A 17,763-nucleotide genomic window follows, 5' to 3' on the forward strand; every position below is an offset into this window, starting at 1 on the left:
ACGCTGCGCAGGCTCGCTCGTGTAGATGGGCCAACCGTGAGTTACCGTGACAAACGCGGACCTACGGCGCGCCGAGACTGCGCTCTTTGAGGAACAGGGAGAAACACATGGCCAGCAAGGCTGAGAAGATCGTCGCCGGGCTCGGTGGGATCGACAACATCGAAGAGGTCGAAGGCTGCATCACCCGCCTGCGCACCGAGGTCAGTGACCCGTCCCTGGTCGACGAAGCAGCGCTGAAGGCCGCCGGCGCCCACGGCGTCGTCAAGATGGGCAGCGCCATCCAGGTCGTCATCGGCACCGACGCCGACCCGATCGCCGCCGAGATCGAAGACATGATGTGACCTGCCGCTGACCGCGCAGGCACCGCACCGGACCCGCCCCCGCACCCCGCACCCGCGGCGCAGGGAGGCGGGTCCCGTCGTACCCGGACCGCAGCCCTGGAGGGACCCGTCATGCCCGCACCCCAGCCGCCCACCTCGCCCCGGTCGCCCCACCCGCACCTGCCGACCACCCAGGCCGCCGTCGCCGCCGTGCGCGCCGTCGCCGACGCGTACGGGCTCGACCTCACCGTCACCGACGACATCGGCGCCGACCAGGTCGCCCGCCGTACCTCCGCGCCCGCCTTCGCCGTGACCGACCCCGACGGCTCTCTCCCGCACGACGCCACCGTCGAGCTGGCCGGCCCCCCGTCCGTCGCGATCCGGCTCTTCGCCGACGGCGACGCCCTGATCACCGTCGAGGGCGTCGAGTTCCACGACGTGCCCCGCGACTCCGTCCCCGCCTTCCTGCGGGCGCTCCTCGACGGATCAGCCCACGTCAAGGGCCGCTTCCTGCCGCCCGGCGAGTGGCTCACCGTCCCGCTCCCCGGCGGCGAGACCTACCGCGAGCTGATCCTCCTGCCCACCCCCACCCCCTGGCTCGTCCGCGCCGCCCGCCGCCGCCCCTGACGGGCCGGAACGGCCTCTTCCCCCGGTGGCCTACGCTCTTCCCATGTCTCGAATCGACGGCCGCACCCCCGAACAGCTCCGCCCGGTCACCATCGAACGCGGATGGAGCAAGCACGCCGAGGGCTCCGTCCTCATCTCCTTCGGCGACACCAAGGTCTTCTGCACCGCCTCCGTCACCGAGGGCGTGCCGCGCTGGCGCAAGGGCAGCGGCGAAGGCTGGGTCACCGCCGAGTACTCGATGCTGCCGCGCTCCACGAACACCCGCGGCGACCGCGAGTCGGTCCGCGGCAAGATCGGCGGCCGCACGCACGAGATCTCCCGCCTCATCGGCCGCTCCCTGCGGGCCGTCATCGACTACAAGGCGCTCGGCGAGAACACCATCGTCCTCGACTGCGACGTCCTCCAGGCCGACGGCGGCACCCGCACCGCCGCCATCACCGGCGCCTACGTCGCCCTCGCCGACGCCGTCTCCTGGGCGCAGCGGAACAAGCTCGTCAAGGCCGGCCGCAAGCCCCTCACCGGCACCGTCAGCGCCGTCTCCGTCGGCATCGTCGACGGCACGCCGCTCCTCGACCTCTGCTACGAGGAGGACGTCCGCGCCGAGACCGACATGAACGTCGTGTGCACCGGCGACGGCCGCTTCGTCGAGGTCCAGGGCACCGCCGAGGCCGAGCCCTTCGACCGCAAGGAGCTCAACGCCCTCCTCGACCTGGCCACCGGCGGCTGCGCCGACCTGGCCGCCCTCCAGCGCGGCGCGCTGGACATCACGCTCTGAGCAACCGCCCGGCACCCGCCGGGCGTCTCACCGGACACGGGCGTACGGACCGCTCCGTACGCCCGTCGCCGCGACCAGCCCCGGGAGGACACCCCACCATGCGACGCCCCTTCGCCCTCGCCGCCGCCACGGCAGCCCTCACCCTCACCGCGCTGACCGGCTGCGGCGCCCTCGACAAGGCGCTCGACTGCGCCCGCACCGCCGAGGCCATAGCGAGCAGCGTCGACCGCCTCTCCCAGGCCGTGTCCACCGCGGGCAACGACCCCACCCAGATCGAGGAGTCGCTGACCGCCATCGACAAGGAGCTGGCGAACCTCAAGGACTCGACCGACAACGCCGACCTGTCGAAGGCGGTCGACGACCTCTCCAAGGGCGTCGAGACGGTCCGTACGTCCGTGAAGAACGGCGACACGACCCCCGACATCAAGCCCGTCACCGACGCGGCCACCGAGATCGGCAAGGTCTGCACCCCGTAGATACTGGTCCCATGACCCGCCTGATCCTCGCCACCCGCAACGCCAAGAAGATCACCGAGCTGCGCGCCATCCTCGCGGAGGCCGGCCTCACCCACGAACTGGTGGGCGCCGACGCCTACCCCGAGGTCCCGGACGTCAAGGAGACCGGCGTCACCTTCGCCGAGAACGCCCTCCTCAAGGCGCACGCCCTCGCCCGCGCGACCGGCCACCCGGCCATCGCCGACGACTCGGGCCTCTGCGTCGACGTCCTGGGCGGCGCGCCCGGCATCTTCTCGGCCCGCTGGGCCGGCGCCCACGGCGACGACCGGGCCAACCTGGAGCTGCTGCTGGCCCAGCTCTCCGACATCGACGACGCCCACCGCGCCGCCCACTTCGCCTGCGCCGCGGCCCTGGCCCTCCCGGACGGCACCGAGCGCGTCGTCGAGGGCCGCCTCGACGGCACCCTGCGCCACACCCCGTCCGGCACCGGCGGCTTCGGCTACGACCCGATCCTCCAGCCGGAGGGCGAGGCCCGCACCTGCGCGGAGCTGACCCCGGACGAGAAGAACGCGATCAGCCACCGCGGCAAGGCGTTCCGCGCCCTGGTCCCGGTCATCCGCGAACTGCTCGGCTGATCCGCCGGGACGGAACGCGCAAGGCGCAGCCCCCAGGGCTGCGCCTTGTGCGGTCTCGTCGACCCGTGCGGCCGGAGGGACTCGAACCCTCACGGGTGTTACCCCACTGGGACCTAAACCCAGCGTGACTGCCAGTTCCACCACGGCCGCCGACCGCCACATCGTAGCGGCCGACGCCCGTGAGGCGGCGTCAGATCCCGAGATCCTTGATGATCTTGGCGACATGGCCGGTCGCCTTCACGTTGTACAGCGCGCGCTCGACCTTGCCCTCCTCGTCGACGATCACCGTCGAGCGGATCACGCCCGTGACCGTCTTTCCGTAGAGCTTCTTCTCGCCGAAGGCGCCGTACGCCTCCAGGACCTTCTTCTCCGGGTCGCCGACCAGCGTGACCTTCAGGCTCTCCTTCTCGCGGAACTTCGCCAGCTTCTCCGGCTTGTCCGGCGAGACGCCGATCACGTCGTACCCGGCGCCCGCCAGCAGCTCCAGGTTGTCCGTGAAGTCGCAGGCCTGCTTCGTGCACCCGGGGGTCAGCGCCGCCGGGTAGAAGTAGACGATCACCTTCCGGCCCAGGTGCTCCGCGAGCGAGATCTCGTTGCCGTCCGCGTCGGGCAGGGTGAAGGCGGGGGCGATGTCTCCGGGCTGCAGTCGCTCGCTCATGGTTCTCCGGCTCCTCACGAGGGGGTGGGCGTATACGACCGAGCCTAATGGGGGTCTGTGACAGCCCCCGGCCCGTCGAGCTGACAGACTGTCCACCACGGACCACGAGAGACCACGGAGGCAGCGCGGTGTCGGACGCCAGGACCCCTGCGCAGATCGAGGCGGACATTCTCCGCCGGCGCGAGCAGCTCGCCGTCACGCTCGACGAGATCGGCGTACGGATGCACCCGAAGACGATCATCGGGGACGCGAAGGCCAGGGTGGCGTCCACGATCGACGAGACGGCCGGCCGGGCCTTCGTCACCGTGAACCGCGTCGTCACCGATGTGAGGACCCGGTTCGTCTCCGAGGACGGCGGGCCACGCCTGGAGCGGCTGGTGCCCGTGGCGCTCGTCGCCGTCGGCGTCATCGGCCTCATCGCCGTGTCGGCGCGCAGGCACAAGGACTGACCCTCGGACGTACCGGGGCCGCCGCTCCAGGTAAGTTCGTGGGGTGAGCGAGAACACCCACGACAAGTTGCCCATCCGGATGCTGCACGACCGGGTGCTGGTCCGGTCCGACACTCCCGAGGGCGAGCGGCGGTCGGGAGGCGGCATCCTCATCCCCGCGACCGCCGCCGTAGGCCGCCGGCTGGCCTGGGCCGAGGTGGTCGCCGTCGGCCAGAACGTCCGGACCGTGGAGCCCGGGACCGGGTGCTGTACGACCCGGAGGACCGCGCCGAGGTCGAGGTGCGCGGTGTGGCGTACGTCCTGATGCGCGAGCGCGACCTGCACGCGGTCGCGGCCGACCGGTTCGAGGGCTCGAAGGACTCCACCGGCCTGTATCTCTAGCTTTGCTACCTTGGAAGACCCCCGACGAGACGCGCCGTACCGGGTCATAGGCAAAGACGACGCACCCCGTACACCGTTTCCCGCGTCTCGGAGGTGCCGTCATGGCCTGGGTCCTGCTGATCGTCGCCGGCCTGCTGGAGGTCGGCTGGTCGATCGGAATGAAGTTCACGGACGGGTTCACGCGGCTGTGGCCGAGCCTGCTCACCGGCCTCGGCATCGTCACCAGCATGGCGCTGCTGGCGCAGGCCGCGAAGACCCTGCCGATCGGCACGGCGTACGGCGTCTGGGTCGGCATCGGCGCCGCGGGCGCGGCGGTGGTCGGGATGGCGGTCCTCGGGGAACCCGCGACCGCCGCCCGGGTCTTCTTCGTCTGCCTGCTGCTGGTGTCCGTCGTGGGCCTGAAGGCCACGGGCGGCAACTAGGCCGCGCTCGGCGGTTCTTTCCCCACCCCGCCCCTTCCCGAAACCGGGGGCTCCGCCCCGGACCCCGTATCGCGCCTGAACGGCGCTCGTCCTCAAACGCCGGACGGGCTGAAAGTCAGCCCCTCCGGCGTTTGAGGAGCGGGGGGTTCGGGGGGCGGAGCCCCCCGATTCGGGAAGGGGCGGGGTGGGGAAGACCCGCCGACCGAGTTACCCCCCGGGTGCCGGGGCCGGTCCGGGGACGGGTGGCTGGCTGCCAGGGGCGGGGCCGGCCGGGTCCTGGACCGGGGCGGGCGGGCGGGCGTCGGCGGTGGTGTCCCGAGGGCCGCCCGCCGTACCCCGCCGGTCTTGGCCTCCGCGCTGCGGACCCCCGGGTCCGCCCCACCATCCCTCCTCGCGGCCGCCGTCCTCCGCGCCCCACGGCTCCTCCCACGGCTGCTCCTGCGGCTGCGGGTAACCCGTGCCCGTGCCGGGGTCGATGCCCTCGGCGACCTCCAGGTCGAAGTCCCGCGCCGCGGTGCCCTCCAGCGCCAGCTCGGTGTACCGCGCCCAGATCTCCGCGGGCGCCCCGCCCCCGTTGGTGCGCTCCAGGCCGAGCGCCCCGTACAGCGACTTCTGCGCGCCCGTCTTCGGGTCCTGCCCCATCAGCGCGACCACGGTGGCCAGGTCCGGGGTGTAGCCCGCGAACCAGGCCGCCCGGTCGTGCTCCGCCGTGCCGGTCTTGCCGGCCGCCGGGCGCCCCGCCGCCTGCGCCGCGGTGCCCGTACCGCCGTCGACGACACCGCGCAGCATCGCGGTGGTGGTGTCGGCGGCCTCCCGGCTGATCACCTGGCGGGTCCTGGCGGCCGGCAGCGGCACCGCGGTCGCGCCCTTCTCGACCTTCTCCACCAGCGTGTACGTGCCGTGCCGGCCGTGGTTGGCGAGCGTGGCGTACGCCTCCGCCATGTCCAGCACACTGGCCGTCGCCGGGCCGAGCGCGATGGACGGGGACGGGTTGAGGTCCGGCGTGTCGGCCGGCAGGCCCAGCGCGATCGCGGTCCGCTCGACCCGTGCCGGGCCCACGTCCACGGCGAGTTGCGCGTACACGGCGTTGACGGAACGGTCCGTGGCCGTGCGCAGCGTGATGCCGCCGTAGCTGACGTCGTCCTCGTTCGCCGGGGCGTAGGCGGACCCGGTCCACCCCTCGACCGGCCGCTTGTTGGTGCCGTCGTACACCGTGTCCGGGGTGATCGGCTCGCCGTGCTGGGTGGTGGAGCGGCCGTCGACGGCGGCGGCGAAGACGAACGGCTTGAACGTGGACCCGACCTGGTAGTCGCGGCGGGTCGCGTTGTTCACGTACTGCTGCGTGTAGTCGACCCCGCCGTAGAGGGCGACGACCTTGCTGGTCGCCGGGTCGATGGAGGCGCCGCCGACCCGTACGTAGCGGTCGGTCGGGTTGGTGGCCGGGTCCAGCCGGGACAGCAGCTGCTCGTCGACGGCCGCGGCGAAGGCGTCCATCTTCTCGCGCCGGAGGGTGGTGGTGATGCGGTAGCCGCCGGCGGCCAGGTCCTTCTCGTCGACGATGTGATGCCGGGTCAGATAGGAGTTCACCGCCTGGACGACGTAGCCGCGCTGGCCGCCCATGCCGTTGGTGGGCTCGGCGGGCTGCGGCATGGGGAACGTGAGGGCGGCCCGGGCCGACCGGGTGAGCCAGCGCTCCTTCACCATGGCGTCGAGCACGTAGTTCCAGCGGGCCAGCGCCCGCGCCCTGCTGCGGGGGCCCGCGGCCACGTCGTACGCGCTGGGGGCGTTGAGGAGCGAGGCGAGGTACGCGCCCTCGGCGGTGGTCAGGTACTGCGCCTCCTTGCCGTAGTAGGCGCGGGCGGCGGCCTGGATGCCGTAGGCGTTGCGGCCGTAGTAGCTGGTGTTGAGGTAGCCCTCGAAGATGTCGTCCTTCGTCTTCTCGCGGGTGAGCTTGATCGCGATGAAGAACTCCTTCACCTTCCGGGTGACGGTCCGCTCCTGCCCCAGGTAGTAGTTCTTGACGTACTGCTGCGTGATGGTCGAACCGCCCTGCGTGCCCTTGCCGGTGACGGTGTTCCAGGTCGCGCGGACCATCGCCTCCGGGTCGACGCCGGACTCGCTGTAGAAGTCCCGGTCCTCGGCGGCGAGTACCGCGTGCCGCACCGGGCGCGGGATGCGGGCGAGCGCGACGCTCTCCCGGTTGACCGCGCCCGCCTGCACGATCTGGCTGCCGTCCGCGTACAGGTACACGTTGGACTGCGCGGTGGCCGCGGCGTTCGCGGGCGGGATGTCGACGAGGTGGTAGCCGGCGAAGAACCCGCCGACGAGCAGCAGGCCGAGGAAGAGGGACGCGCCCAGCACCGTCCGCCAGGTCGGGACGAACCGGCGCCGCCCGGAGCGCCGGGCCCCCTTGCGGGCGGACGGTGTGGCGGGGGTGTGGACGGTCGGGTCGCGGGGCTCCCAGCCTCCTGACGGCTGCGGGGGGTCGTCGCTCATAGTCTTCCGGCCCTATCGCTGTCCGAGTATCACTTTTGTGTGATGTCTGAGTTGTCTGACTTTGTGTTGCTTTCACATAGTGCACCGGCCGACCGTCCAACCCGTGCATTACCGGCGCGCCTCCCGCCACGGGCAGCCGAAAAGCGGTCGCGACTCCGGCGCACGGGTGACTAGGCTCACGGACTTTGGCGTGGGCGAGGCGAAGAGGGGAGGAGACGTGCGGCTCTACGCGGCCGTGGTGGCCGGTGCCTTCCGGCGCCACGCGACCTACCGGATGGCCACCGCGGCGGGCGTGTTCACCAACACGACCTTCGGCTTCATCCTGGCGTTCACCTATATGGCCCTGTGGAACGAGCGGCCCGGCCTCGGCGGTTACGACATGGCCGAGGCCCTGGCGTACGTATGGCTGGGACAGGCGCTGCTCGCCGCGTGCTCGCTGATGGGCGGCGGCTTCGAGGACGAACTCATCGAGCGCATCAAGACCGGCGACATCGCCGTGGACCTGTACCGGCCGGCCGACCTCCAGGTGTGGTGGATGTGCGTCAACCTCGGCCGGGCCGCGTTCCAGTTGCTCGGGCGGGGCGTCGTCCCCCTGGTGGTGGGCGCGCTGGCCTTCGACATCGCGCTGCCGGAACACCCGCTGACCTGGCCGGCCTTCCTGCTGTCCGTCGCCCTCGGGGTGATGGTCGCCTTCGGCGTGTGGTTCCTGGTGGCGCTGAGCGCGTTCTGGCTGATGGACGGGGCGGGGGTGGTTCAGGTGGCCTGGCTGGCGGGGCTGTTCTTCTCCGGGATGCTGCTGCCCCTGAACGTCTTCCCGGGCGCCCTGGGCGAAGTGGCCAGGGCCCTGCCCTGGGCGTCGATGCTCCAGGTGCCGGCCGAGGTGTTCCTGGAGAAGCGCACCGGGTGGGACCTGCTCGGCGCGTACGCCTTCCAGGCGGGCTGGGCGGTCGTGCTGCTCGCGGCGGGCCGGGCGGTCCAGGCGGCGGCGACGCACCGGGTGGTGGTGCAGGGTGGCTGAGGGCCTGCGCGCGTACGCGCTGATCGCGGCCATGTGGATCCGCTCGACGATGACGTACCGCTTCTCGTTCGCGATGACGCTGCTGTCGAACTTCACGGCCACGCTCTTCGACTTCGTCGTGATCCTGCTGATGTTCGCCCACGTCCGGGGCCTCGGCGGGTTCTCGTTCGCCGAGGTGGCGTTCCTGTACGGGACGACCAGCACCGCGTTCGGCCTCGCGGACCTGGCGATGGGCCAGACCGTGCGGCTCGGCAAGCGGGTACGGGACGGCACGCTGGACACGCTGCTCGTGCGGCCGGTCCCGGTGCTGGCGCAGGTCGCGGCCGACCGGTTCGCGCTGCGCCGCCTGGGCCGGGTGACCCAGGGGCTCGTGGTGCTGGTGTGGTCCCTGGTCCTGCTGGACGCGGTGGCGTGGACGCCGCTGAAAGCCGTGCTGGTGCCGCTGATGGTGGTGACGGGCGCCCTCATCTTCGGTTCCCTGATGGTGGCGGGCGCGGCCTTCCAGTTCTGGGCCCAGGACGGGGCGGAGGTGACGAACTCCTTCACGTACGGCGGCAACAACCTCCTCCAGTACCCGCCGTCGATCTTCGCCGGCGAGCTGGTCAAGGGTGTCGTCTACGTCGTACCGCTGGCCTTCGTGAACTGGGTGCCCGCGCTGTACGTGCTGGGGCGCGACGCCCCGGCGGGCCTGCCCGCCTGGTCGGCCTTCGCCTCGCCGCTGGTCGCGGCGGGGTTCGTGGGCCTGGCCGGGCTGGCGTGGCGGGTGGGAATCCGTTCGTACCGAAGCACGGGGAGCTGAGCACGCATGGAACCGGTGGAACCGGACGTCATGGACCCGGAGAACGACTTCATCGACCTTCGCGACGTGGAGAAGGTCTTCGACGTACGCCGCAGGACGGGCCTGCTGCGCCGCGAGAAGCAGCAGGTCAGGGCCGTCGACGGCATCACCTTCCGGGTGGCGCGCGGCGAGATGGTGGGCTACATCGGGCCGAACGGCGCCGGGAAGTCCACCACCATCAAGATGCTGACGGGCATTCTGACGCCGACCGGCGGCCGGCTGCGCGTCGCGGGCATCGACCCGTCGCGCGAGCGCACCCGGCTCGCCCACCGCATCGGCGTCGTCTTCGGGCAGCGCACGACGCTGTGGTGGGACCTGCCGCTGCGGGACTCCTACCGGCTGATGCACCGCATGTACCGCATCCCCGACGCCCGGTACCGGGAGAACCTGGACCGCTGCGTGGAGCTGCTGGACCTGGGCGCCCTGCTCGACGTGCCGGTACGCCAGCTCTCGCTGGGCCAGCGGATGCGCGGCGACATCGCGGCGGCGCTGCTCCATGACCCCGAGGTGCTGTACCTGGACGAGCCGACCATCGGCCTCGACGTCGTGTCCAAGGCGAAGGTGCGCGGCTTCCTGCGCGACCTGAACGCCGAGCGTTCCACGACGGTCCTGCTCACCACGCACGACCTCACCGACATCGAGCAGCTGTGCAAGCGGGTCATGGTCATCGACCACGGGCGGCTCATGTACGACGGCGCCCTCGGCGGCCTGCACGAGGTGGGCGCGAGCGAGCGGACCCTGGTCGTGGACCTGGAGCGGGAGCTGCCGCCCATCGAGCTGGAGGGCTCGCGGGTGGTCCGGGTGGAGGGCCCGCGCCAGTGGCTGGCCTTCCCCGCCTCCTCGTCGGCGGCACCGCTGGTGGCCCGGATAGCGGCGGAGTACCCCCTCGTGGACCTGTCGGTCAGGGAGCCGGACATCGAGGCGGTGATCGCCCGGATGTACGGGGAGGCGCGGGGGGAACCGGCGGAACGGTGATCCCGGTGGCGGCTCCGGCCTGCGACGGCCTCCCGATCGCCACCCCGCTGATCACCCTCCTCTCCTCCCACCCCGCGCATTAGTCTGACGACATGACCGATGACCTTCCCGAGGTGCGGGCCTCGGACGCCGAACGCGAACGGATCGCCGAGCGGCTGCGCGACGCGCTGGCCGAGGGCCGGCTCGACATGGCCGAGTTCGAGGAGCGGCTCGACGCCGCGTACACGGCCCGCACCCGTGGCGAACTGGAGCCCCTGGTCAGGGACCTCCCGGCGCCCACCGCGTCCACCACGCCGACGCCGGCCGGCGGGCGCGACTGGCCGTCCCGCATCGGCGCCCCGGCCACCTCCCGGGGCGGCTTCGCCTTCTGGGGCGGCTTCGGGCGGCGCGGCAGGTGGACCGTGGGGCGCCAGTTCACCGGCGTCGCGGTCATGGGCGGCGGGGAGGTCGATCTGCGCGAGGCGGACTTCGAGGACCGCGAGATCGTCATCCGCTGTTTCGCGCTCATGGGCGGCATCCAGGTCACGGTCCCGCCGGAGCTGCACGTCGAGGTGACGGGCTTCGGCCTGATGGGCGGCTTCGACGACAGGGGCGCCGGCGAGGGCACCCCGGGCTCGCCGAGGGTGCGGGTCACGGGGTTCGCGCTGATGGGCGGCGTAGGCGTGGAACGCAAACGCCGCAAGGGCGACAAAAGTCGTAAAAGCCTGGAAAAGTAGCCCGCGAGGCCGATCGCCGGAACTGAACGCGCGCCTCGGGAGTACCTGGGATAAGGACGGATTACGAGGCGAGACACGCGAACGGGGTGGACGGGTGGACGGCACGAACCCTGCGGACGGCACGGCGCCGCCCCTGACCGCGTTCGCCTACACGGCGGAGGACGAGGAGAGGCGCCGCGGAGTCCGCCGCATGAAGACCATGGCCACGTGCCTGCTGCTCCTCGTGGCGGTCGTCTACACGCTCGCCACCTGGGCGAAGTCCGCCGGGGTGAGCGGCTGGCCCGGTTATGTGGCCGCGGCGGCCGAGGCGGGCATGGTGGGCGCGCTCGCGGACTGGTTCGCGGTGACCGCGCTGTTCCGCCGCCCGCTGGGGCTGCCGATCCCGCACACGGCGATCATCCCGACGAAGAAGGACCAGCTCGGCGAGTCCCTGGGCGCTTTCGTGGGCGAGAACTTCCTGTCCTCCGGCGTCGTCCGCACCCGCCTCCACGCCCTGAACATCGCCGGCCGCCTCGGCACCTGGCTCGCGGAGCCCGCGCACGCGGACCGGGTGACGGCCGAGCTGGCGACGGCGCTGCGCGGCGCGCTCACGGTGTTGCGGGACGCGGACGTCCAGGCGGTCGTCGGCGAGGCGATCACCCGGCGGGCGGAGGCCGCGGAGGTGGCCCCGGGCCTGGGCAAGACGCTCGACAGGATCGTCACCGACGGCGCCCACCGGCGGGCCGTGGACCTGATCTGCGCCCGCGCCCACGACTGGCTCGTCCTGCACGGCGACTCCGTCATGGACGCGGTGCAGGGCGGGGCACCGGGATGGACGCCGCGCTTCGTGGACCGCAAGGTCGGCGAGCGGGTCTACAAGGAGCTCCTCCGCTTCGTGACGGAGATGCGGGACATGCCGGGCCACCCGGCGAGGGGCGCCATCGACCGCTTCCTCACGGACTTCGCCTCGGACCTCCAGTCCGACACGGAGACCCGGACGAAGGTCGAGCGTCTGAAGGCCGACCTCCTCGAACGCCCGGAGATCCAGGACATCATCGCCTCGGCCTGGTCCGCGGTGCGGGGCATGATCATGTCGGCCGCGGAGGACGAGCGCAGCGAGTTGCGGCTGAGGGCGCGGGCGTCGCTGCTCTCCCTGGGCAACCGCCTGTCGACCGACCCCCAGCTGCGGGCGAAGGTGGAGGGCTGGCTGGAAGACGCGGCGGCGTACGTGGTCACGACGTACCGCACGGAGATCACGTCGCTGATCAGCGAAACGGTGGCGGCCTGGGACGCCGACCAGACGTCCCGCAAGATCGAGGCGCACATCGGCCGTGACCTGCAGTTCATCCGGATCAACGGCACGGTCGTGGGCGCCCTGGCCGGGCTGCTGATCTACACCGTCTCGCACGCCCTGGGAGGGTGACCGGCCCCTGCCGACCGGCCACCCGCCCAGTTCTTACGGGGAGGTGCCGTTACATACGTACGCACCAGGAGCCCCGTTCAACCCTCGCGCCGCGTCACCATCCAGGAAGCCAGCGCCATCCCGCCGGCCACGGAGAACACCGCGGGCCACGCCCCTACCTTCTTCGCCAGCGGATGCGACCCCGCGAACGCGGCGACGTACGCGGCGCTCAGCCCGGCCGCCGCGAGGTTGCCGCTCCGCTCGCGCCATTCGCGCGCCGCAACGGCCCCGGCGGCCACCAGGGCGACCCCGCCGAGCGGCCGCTTCTTGGTCCACCGGGCGACCCCGTAGCCGCCGACGAGCCCCGCGGCAGCCACGGCCGCCACCGGAATCCGAGCCATGTCCGTCCTCCTCCTGATCCGATTCTCCTGAGCCGAGGCTAACGCGAAGGCGATGCAGAACCCTTCCGGCCACCACTCAGTAACAAGCTCGACGCGGAAGGTAATCGCCCTTCCGCCAGGGGCAGTTCAAGCCCATGCCCAACATCACCGCCCCACCCGACCGCTTCGCCGCCGACCCGCTCGTCCTGGCCCAGGACGGACTGGCCACGGTCCACCAGCTCCACGACATCGGCTGCGCGTCGTACGCCGTGGCCGACCACTGCCGCCCGGCCGGCCCCTGGCAACGCGTCCTCCCCCGCGTCATCCTGCTGCACAGCACGCCCCCCACGCCCCACCAACGCCTCCGCGCGGCCCTCCTCTACGCCGGCCCGAACACCCTCCTCACAGGCCCGGCAGCCCTCGCCCTGTACGGCATCGTCCCGCTGGAGGAGCTGGAGAGAGTCGACGTCCTCGTCACCCACTTCAGCCACCCCCGCAGCTACGCCTACGCCCGCATCCACCACACCCACCGCCCGGAACCCCGAGTCCCGGTGCAGAACCTCGCCTGCGTACCACTCCCGCGAGCGCTGGAGGATGCCCGGTACTTCGGTGCCACCTGAACACTGCCGTCCCCCTGCCGTGCAGCGCAGCGCGACGCTGCTTCCTCTCAGGAGGGTTCACGCTCCGGCCGGTCGGCGGTGGGTGCGCCTGCCGCCTTCCGGCGCGGTCAGGGCGCTCCTTCTGGCCTCGGCCACGGCGCGGGCGACCGCATCAGGTGCTTCGTGCTCCCAGAATCGGAGCACCGTCCATCCCGCGGCCTCCAAGTGCTCGGTGGTCTCGCGGTCCCGGGCCACGTTCTTCTCCAACTTGGTACGCCACCAGTCGGCATTGGACTTGGGGTGCGTGGCGTGCTGAGGGCAGCCATGCCAGAAGCAGCCGTCCAGGAAGACGGCGATCCGTGTGCCGGGAAACGCGATGTCGATGGTCCTGCGCGGCATTCCGGGCACGCGAACGTGAAGCCGGTATCGGAGTCCGGCCGCGTGCAGCAGTCTCCTCACGGCCATCTCGGGCGTGGTGTCGCGTGATGTCTGACGACTCATGCGAGCCGATACGGCTGGAGACGAGGGTCTTGCTCCGGTCACGGTCCCAGTTTCCTTCAGGCCTACGGCCATATGTCGATCGATGCGCCAAGGGGAGGTTGCAACTGTGGACCCGCGGGTCTGCTCCGGGCGACGGCCGGGCGGCTGTTGACCCGGCCGGAGATCCAGCCGCCCCGTCCGCTCTGCCGCTACACCCCCGCCTTCCCGTGGCACTCCCCATAAGCCGCCCCCGACCCGCACCAGCAAGGTGCCGTGCGTGGTGGGGGCCAGGGGGTGGCTCGGCCTCGGGCTGCGAGGGTGGTGGCGTACTGGGGGAGCAGGGCCGGGTTCGAGGGGGGTGTGGCCTCCGAGGCGGCGAAGGCCTCGTACGACGGGACCGTGCCCTGGACGATGCCCAGGTTCGGGGTGCCCGCCGCAGCGAGTTCGCGCAAGGACGCCTCCAGGTCCGTGAGGTGCGCCTCGTGCGTCGGGTACTCCGCCTCCAGCTCCGGGTAGGAGGCGAGGAGTTCCGCCAGTTCCTCCTCCGGCCAGAGGAGGACCGCCACGGGGAACGGCCGCGACAGCGCCGTACGGTACGAGCCCAGCTCGCTGCGCAGGCGCACGATCTCCGCCCGCAGCTCCGCCGGGTCCGACGAGCCGAGCGCCCACGTCCGCTTAGGGTCGTGCAGCTCGTCCAGCGGGACCGTGCCCCGGTGCAGGCGGTCCGCGAGGACGTCCCAGTCGTCGTGCGGGCGCGCCAGCAGGCGGCGCACCCGGTGCCGGCCCATCAGCAGCGACTGCGTCGGGTACGGGAGCTCGTCCTCCGTGTCCGGCGCCAGCGCCCGCGCGGCCGCCGTGAACGCCGCCTCCGACGCCTCCAGCTCGTCGTGCGACTCCAGGGTCTCCCCGATCACCTCCCAGGCCGTCGCGTCGCTCGGCGACAGCGCCAGCAGGCCCTCGATGATCGCCCGTGCCTCCGCCTCATGGCCGTATTCCCAGAGGTTCGCCGCCTTCAGTGCCCTGATCAGGTGCGGGTTCTCCGGCTGCGGCGAGGAGGACAGCAGGTCGTCGTAGAGCGTGGTCGCCCGGGGGCGGTCGCCGGCCAGTTCCAGGTGCGCGGCGGCCCGGAGGAACAGTGGTTCGCGGTCCTCGGGGTACTGCGCCGCGGTACGCAGCAGGCGCTCGGCTTCGTTCGTGTGGTCAGCAGGCGTGTCGAGGCGCATGGTCACCACCGTACTGCCGTACGCCGCGGCTCTGGTGGGTTGTCGCACGACCGCCTATGGTGCGCGGGTGTCCCGGAGGCGGAGCGCTTTCGCGCGGACGGTCTGGTGCGGTGCCGAGCTGCTCGTCACCGCCGGCGTCCTCGCGCTGCTGCTCGTCGTCCACCAGCTCTGGTGGACCAACCAGCAGGCCCGCTCCGGCGCCGAGCGGACCGTCCGCGCCCTGGAACGGGACTGGGGGCGGGGGGCACCCGGCCCGGTCCCCGGAGGAGCGTCGCCCTCGGGCTCACCCGCGGCCGTGCCCACCGCCGAGGATTCCTCCCGTCCGCCGGCCGTCCCCGACGATCGCGCGGCGCCCCCGCGGCCCCTCGCGTACGCCCTCCTCCGTATCCCCTCCCTCCGCCTCACCGTCCCCGTCGCCCCCGGCGTCGGCCGGCGCGACGTCCTCGACAAGGGCTTCGCCGGGCACTACCCCGGCACCGCCCCACCCGGCCGCACCGGCAACTTCGCCCTCGCCGGGCACCGCAACTCCCACGGCGAGCCCTTCCGCGACCTCGACCGGCTGCGCCCGGGCGACCACGTCCTCGTCGAGACGCGCGACGCCGTCCACACCTACGCCGTGGACGCCGTTATCCCGCGGACCTCGCCCCGCGACGTCGGCGTCATCGCCGCCGTCCCGAGGAGCCTCGTCCACCCGGGATCCGGGTACGAGCGGCCCGGGCGCTATCTGACCCTCACCACCTGCGCGCCGCCCCTGCGGTCCACCCATCGGCTGGTCGTCTGGGCGGTGTTGATCCACTCGAAGGATGTACGGTGGGGCCAGGACCGGTGAGGGGGGAGGACGTCATGGGCACGGTGTTCGTGCGGTGGCTGCTTCCCCTGTTCGGTCTTCTCGGGCTGGTCCTCGTCATGGACGCGTCCTCGCTCTCCGTCGTCGCGCTCGCCGCGACCACGCTGCTCACCTGCGCGCTCGTCAGCGCGCGCGGTGTCCCCGCCGTGCCGCCCACCCGGGTGCGCACCGCCATCCGCGACCGTGAGCAACGCACCGCCTTCCTGCCCCAGCGCGATCCCGACGCCTCGGGGCGCCGCCGGCCCCGAGCACCGGGCCGAACCCTCCCGACGGCCGCGTAGAGCCCCTCCCGGCCTGGGCCTGGGCCTGTCCGGTCCTGTCCGGGCGCTCCACGCCGTTCCGTCATGCCGACATCCCGCATCACCTTTCACCATCGTTCGGCACGACTGAACCCTGGAGGGTTCCTCCCTTATGTCCGTGTTCGTTGCGTTCTTCGAGTGGCTCGCCGGCTTCGTCCCCGCGCCCGCCGCCATCGTTCTCCTCACCGCCCTGGTACGCCTGCTCCTGCTGCCCCTGTCCGTCGCCGCCGCCCGCGGCCAGAAGGCCCGCACCCGCCTCGCCCCGCAGCTGGCCGAGCTGCGGAAGAAGCACGCCAAGAACCCGGAGCGACTGCAGAAGGCCGTCCTCGAACTGCACGCCGAGGAGAACGTCTCACCGCTCGCCGGCTGCCTGCCGGGGCTGCTCCAGGTGCCCGTCTTCTTCCTGCTCTACCACCTGTTCACGAGCGGGCGTCTCGGTGACCACTTCCTGCTCGCCGCGCCCCTCGAAGGCCACTGGGCCGACGCCCTCGCGGCCGGGGGGCCCTTCGGGCCCGCCGGGCTCGTGTACGTGGCGCTGTTCGCCGTCGTGGCCGCCGTCGCCACGTACACGTACCGGCAGAGCCGGGCGCAGATGGCCGCCGCGTCCGCCGCGTCCGGGGGCGAGGTGCTGCCCGGGGTCGCCGCGCCGATGATGAAGGTGCTGCCGCTGCTGTCCTTCGCCACGCTGGTGACCGTCGCCGTCGTCCCGCTGGCCGCTGCGCTGTACGTCGTGACCAGCACGACGTGGACCGCCGCCGAGCGGACCGTGCTGTACCGGTCGGGTGACCGGTCCGCTGGCCGGTCCAGTACGTGAACGGGGTCTTGCGGAGTGGTCGGACGTCTTGGAGGATCGACCAATCCTGACGATGGCCGCACTCCATCGGCCGGGGCTCACCTCGACCACAGGGAGAAGACCATGAAGCTGTTGCGCGTCGGCCCGGCAGGAGCCGAGCGTCCCGCCCTGCTCGACCACGACGGCACCCTGCGCGACCTGTCCGCGCTCGTCGCGGACATCGACGGGAACCTGCTCTCGGACGCGTCCGCGCTGGACCGTGTCCGGGCCGCGGCGGGCGCCGGGGTGCTGCCCGCGCTGGACGCCGACGGGCTGCGGGTCGGCCCGCCGGTCGCCCGGGTGGGCAAGGTCGTCTGCATCGGGCTCAACTACCACGACCATGCCCGCGAGACCGGTGCCGAGCCGCCCGCCGAGCCGGTCGTCTTCCTCAAAGCGGCCGACACGGTCGTCGGGCCGGACGACACCGTGCTCGTTCCGCGCGGCAGCCGCAAGACGGACTGGGAGGTCGAGCTGGCCGTAGTCATCGGACGTACGGCCCGCTATCTGGACTCCGCGGAAGCGGCGCTCGCCCATGTCGCGGGCTACGCGGTGGCCCACGACGTGTCGGAGCGCGAGTTCCAGATCGAGCGGGGCGGCACCTGGGACAAGGGCAAGAACTGCGAGACGTTCAACCCGCTCGGCCCGTGGCTCGTCACCGCCGACGAGGTGCCCGACCCCCAGGCGCTCGGCCTGCGGCTGTGGGTCAACGGCGAGCTGAAGCAGAACGGCACCACGGCCGACCAGATCTTCCCGGTCGGCGAAGTGGTGCGGTACGTCAGCCAGTTCATGACCCTGTACCCGGGTGACGTCATCAACACCGGTACGCCGGCGGGCGTCGCCATGGGCGCCCCGGAGCCGAAGCCGTACCTGGGCGCCGGCGACGTCGTGGAGCTGGAGATCGACGGCCTCGGCCGCCAGCGCCAGGAGCTGAAGGACGCGTAGGCTGGGGCTGCAAGG

Annotated in this window: 22 protein-coding genes, 1 tRNA gene, 1 pseudogene and 1 riboswitch; of the genes and pseudogenes, 18 read left to right on the forward strand and 6 right to left on the reverse strand. The window is 72.2% G+C overall.

Going from position 1 to position 17,763, the window contains the following annotated elements:
• Positions 1–107: 107 nt before the first annotated feature.
• The 5 genes from ABEB09_RS21170 (at position 108) to rdgB (ending at position 2,812) form a co-directional block, all read left to right on the forward strand.
• A complete protein-coding gene (locus tag ABEB09_RS21170; RefSeq protein ID WP_345691488.1) occupies positions 108–341 on the forward strand; it encodes a PTS sugar transporter subunit IIB in 234 nt (77 codons plus the stop codon).
• Positions 342–452: 111 nt separating this feature from the next.
• Positions 453–947 (forward strand): hypothetical protein, encoded by a 495-nt coding sequence (locus ABEB09_RS21175; RefSeq protein WP_345691489.1) that lies wholly within the window; start codon positions 453–455, stop codon positions 945–947.
• A gap of 43 nt (positions 948–990) precedes the next feature.
• Positions 991–1,722: a ribonuclease PH gene (gene rph, locus ABEB09_RS21180; protein ID WP_345691490.1), complete on the forward strand. Its 732-nt coding sequence runs from the start codon at positions 991–993 to the stop codon at positions 1,720–1,722.
• Positions 1,723–1,820: 98 nt separating this feature from the next.
• Positions 1,821–2,198 (forward strand): hypothetical protein, encoded by a 378-nt coding sequence (locus ABEB09_RS21185; RefSeq protein ID WP_345691491.1) that lies wholly within the window; start codon positions 1,821–1,823, stop codon positions 2,196–2,198.
• 11 nt (positions 2,199–2,209) lie between these two features.
• The gene (rdgB, locus tag ABEB09_RS21190; protein WP_345691492.1) at positions 2,210–2,812 is read left to right on the forward strand and encodes an RdgB/HAM1 family non-canonical purine NTP pyrophosphatase; all 603 of its coding nucleotides are present in this window, start codon (positions 2,210–2,212) and stop codon (positions 2,810–2,812) included.
• 66 nt (positions 2,813–2,878) lie between these two features.
• Here rdgB and ABEB09_RS21195 read toward each other — a convergent pair.
• A tRNA-Leu gene (locus ABEB09_RS21195) sits at positions 2,879–2,962 on the reverse strand.
• Between the two features lie 40 nt (positions 2,963–3,002).
• Positions 3,003–3,470, reverse strand: a complete 468-nt coding sequence (gene bcp / locus ABEB09_RS21200) for a thioredoxin-dependent thiol peroxidase (RefSeq protein ID WP_345691493.1) — start codon at positions 3,468–3,470, stop codon at positions 3,003–3,005.
• A gap of 128 nt (positions 3,471–3,598) precedes the next feature.
• On the opposite strand from bcp, the gene ABEB09_RS21205 reads away from it, so the two are divergent.
• The 3 genes and pseudogenes from ABEB09_RS21205 (at position 3,599) to ABEB09_RS21215 (ending at position 4,722) form a co-directional block, all read left to right on the forward strand.
• The gene (locus ABEB09_RS21205) at positions 3,599–3,919 is read left to right on the forward strand and encodes a DUF3618 domain-containing protein (protein ID WP_345691494.1); all 321 of its coding nucleotides are present in this window, start codon (positions 3,599–3,601) and stop codon (positions 3,917–3,919) included.
• Between the two features lie 43 nt (positions 3,920–3,962).
• Positions 3,963–4,300, forward strand: a pseudogene (locus ABEB09_RS21210) (GroES family chaperonin).
• Positions 4,300–4,366: riboswitch (guanidine-III (ykkC-III) riboswitch) on the forward strand. Its footprint overlaps the pseudogene before it by 1 nt.
• 35 nt (positions 4,367–4,401) lie before the next feature.
• On the forward strand, positions 4,402–4,722 hold the full coding sequence (locus ABEB09_RS21215) for a DMT family transporter (protein WP_345691495.1): 321 nt from the start codon (positions 4,402–4,404) through the stop codon (positions 4,720–4,722).
• A gap of 207 nt (positions 4,723–4,929) precedes the next feature.
• Here ABEB09_RS21215 and ABEB09_RS21220 read toward each other — a convergent pair whose 3' ends face one another.
• Positions 4,930–7,218, reverse strand: a complete 2,289-nt coding sequence (locus tag ABEB09_RS21220) for a transglycosylase domain-containing protein (RefSeq protein WP_345691496.1) — start codon at positions 7,216–7,218, stop codon at positions 4,930–4,932.
• Positions 7,219–7,435: 217 nt separating this feature from the next.
• Here ABEB09_RS21220 and ABEB09_RS21225 point away from each other — a divergent pair, with 217 nt between their 5' ends.
• The 5 genes from ABEB09_RS21225 to ABEB09_RS21245 all read left to right on the forward strand — a co-directional run bounded on the left by ABEB09_RS21225 (position 7,436) and on the right by ABEB09_RS21245 (position 12,167).
• A complete protein-coding gene (locus ABEB09_RS21225) occupies positions 7,436–8,236 on the forward strand; it encodes an ABC transporter permease (RefSeq protein WP_345691497.1) in 801 nt (266 codons plus the stop codon).
• A 31-nt stretch (positions 8,237–8,267) separates the two neighbouring features.
• Positions 8,268–9,035, forward strand: coding sequence for an ABC transporter permease (locus tag ABEB09_RS21230; protein WP_345694021.1), 768 nt, complete (start codon positions 8,268–8,270; stop codon positions 9,033–9,035).
• 6 nt (positions 9,036–9,041) lie between these two features.
• The gene (locus ABEB09_RS21235) at positions 9,042–10,049 is read left to right on the forward strand and encodes an ABC transporter ATP-binding protein (RefSeq protein WP_380841328.1); all 1,008 of its coding nucleotides are present in this window, start codon (positions 9,042–9,044) and stop codon (positions 10,047–10,049) included.
• A gap of 92 nt (positions 10,050–10,141) precedes the next feature.
• Positions 10,142–10,765, forward strand: coding sequence for a DUF1707 SHOCT-like domain-containing protein (locus tag ABEB09_RS21240; RefSeq protein WP_345691498.1), 624 nt, complete (start codon positions 10,142–10,144; stop codon positions 10,763–10,765).
• 94 nt (positions 10,766–10,859) lie between these two features.
• Entirely contained in the window at positions 10,860–12,167 is a 1,308-nt protein-coding gene (locus ABEB09_RS21245; protein WP_345691499.1) for a DUF445 domain-containing protein, read from the forward strand.
• Positions 12,168–12,244: 77 nt separating this feature from the next.
• On the opposite strand, the gene ABEB09_RS21250 is transcribed toward ABEB09_RS21245, so the two are convergent.
• Entirely contained in the window at positions 12,245–12,547 is a 303-nt protein-coding gene (locus ABEB09_RS21250; protein ID WP_345691500.1) for a hypothetical protein, read from the reverse strand.
• Between the two features lie 134 nt (positions 12,548–12,681).
• On the opposite strand from ABEB09_RS21250, the gene ABEB09_RS21255 reads away from it, so the two are divergent.
• The gene (locus ABEB09_RS21255; RefSeq protein WP_345691501.1) at positions 12,682–13,146 is read left to right on the forward strand and encodes a hypothetical protein; all 465 of its coding nucleotides are present in this window, start codon (positions 12,682–12,684) and stop codon (positions 13,144–13,146) included.
• 57 nt (positions 13,147–13,203) lie between these two features.
• Here the strand turns inward: ABEB09_RS21255 and ABEB09_RS21260 are convergent, their stop codons facing one another.
• The gene (locus ABEB09_RS21260) at positions 13,204–13,626 is read right to left on the reverse strand and encodes a very short patch repair endonuclease (RefSeq protein ID WP_345691502.1); all 423 of its coding nucleotides are present in this window, start codon (positions 13,624–13,626) and stop codon (positions 13,204–13,206) included.
• 188 nt (positions 13,627–13,814) lie between these two features.
• The gene (locus ABEB09_RS21265; RefSeq protein ID WP_345694023.1) at positions 13,815–14,828 is read right to left on the reverse strand and encodes an SEC-C metal-binding domain-containing protein; all 1,014 of its coding nucleotides are present in this window, start codon (positions 14,826–14,828) and stop codon (positions 13,815–13,817) included.
• Between the two features lie 67 nt (positions 14,829–14,895).
• Here ABEB09_RS21265 and ABEB09_RS21270 point away from each other — a divergent pair, with 67 nt between their 5' ends.
• The 4 genes from ABEB09_RS21270 (at position 14,896) to ABEB09_RS21285 (ending at position 17,748) form a co-directional block, all read left to right on the forward strand.
• The gene (locus tag ABEB09_RS21270; protein WP_345691503.1) at positions 14,896–15,657 is read left to right on the forward strand and encodes a class E sortase; all 762 of its coding nucleotides are present in this window, start codon (positions 14,896–14,898) and stop codon (positions 15,655–15,657) included.
• A 14-nt stretch (positions 15,658–15,671) separates the two neighbouring features.
• Positions 15,672–15,956, forward strand: a complete 285-nt coding sequence (locus tag ABEB09_RS21275) for a DUF6412 domain-containing protein (protein ID WP_345691504.1) — start codon at positions 15,672–15,674, stop codon at positions 15,954–15,956.
• Between the two features lie 130 nt (positions 15,957–16,086).
• Complete coding sequence (locus ABEB09_RS21280) at positions 16,087–16,788, forward strand: YidC/Oxa1 family membrane protein insertase (protein ID WP_345691505.1); 702 nt, start codon at positions 16,087–16,089, stop codon at positions 16,786–16,788.
• Between the two features lie 102 nt (positions 16,789–16,890).
• Positions 16,891–17,748, forward strand: a complete 858-nt coding sequence (locus ABEB09_RS21285) for a fumarylacetoacetate hydrolase family protein (protein ID WP_345691506.1) — start codon at positions 16,891–16,893, stop codon at positions 17,746–17,748.
• The last annotated feature ends 15 nt before the right edge of the window (positions 17,749–17,763 follow it).

The sequence above is a fragment of the Streptomyces coeruleoprunus genome (genome assembly GCF_039542925.1).
GTDB lineage: Bacteria > Actinomycetota > Actinomycetes > Streptomycetales > Streptomycetaceae > Streptomyces > Streptomyces coeruleoprunus.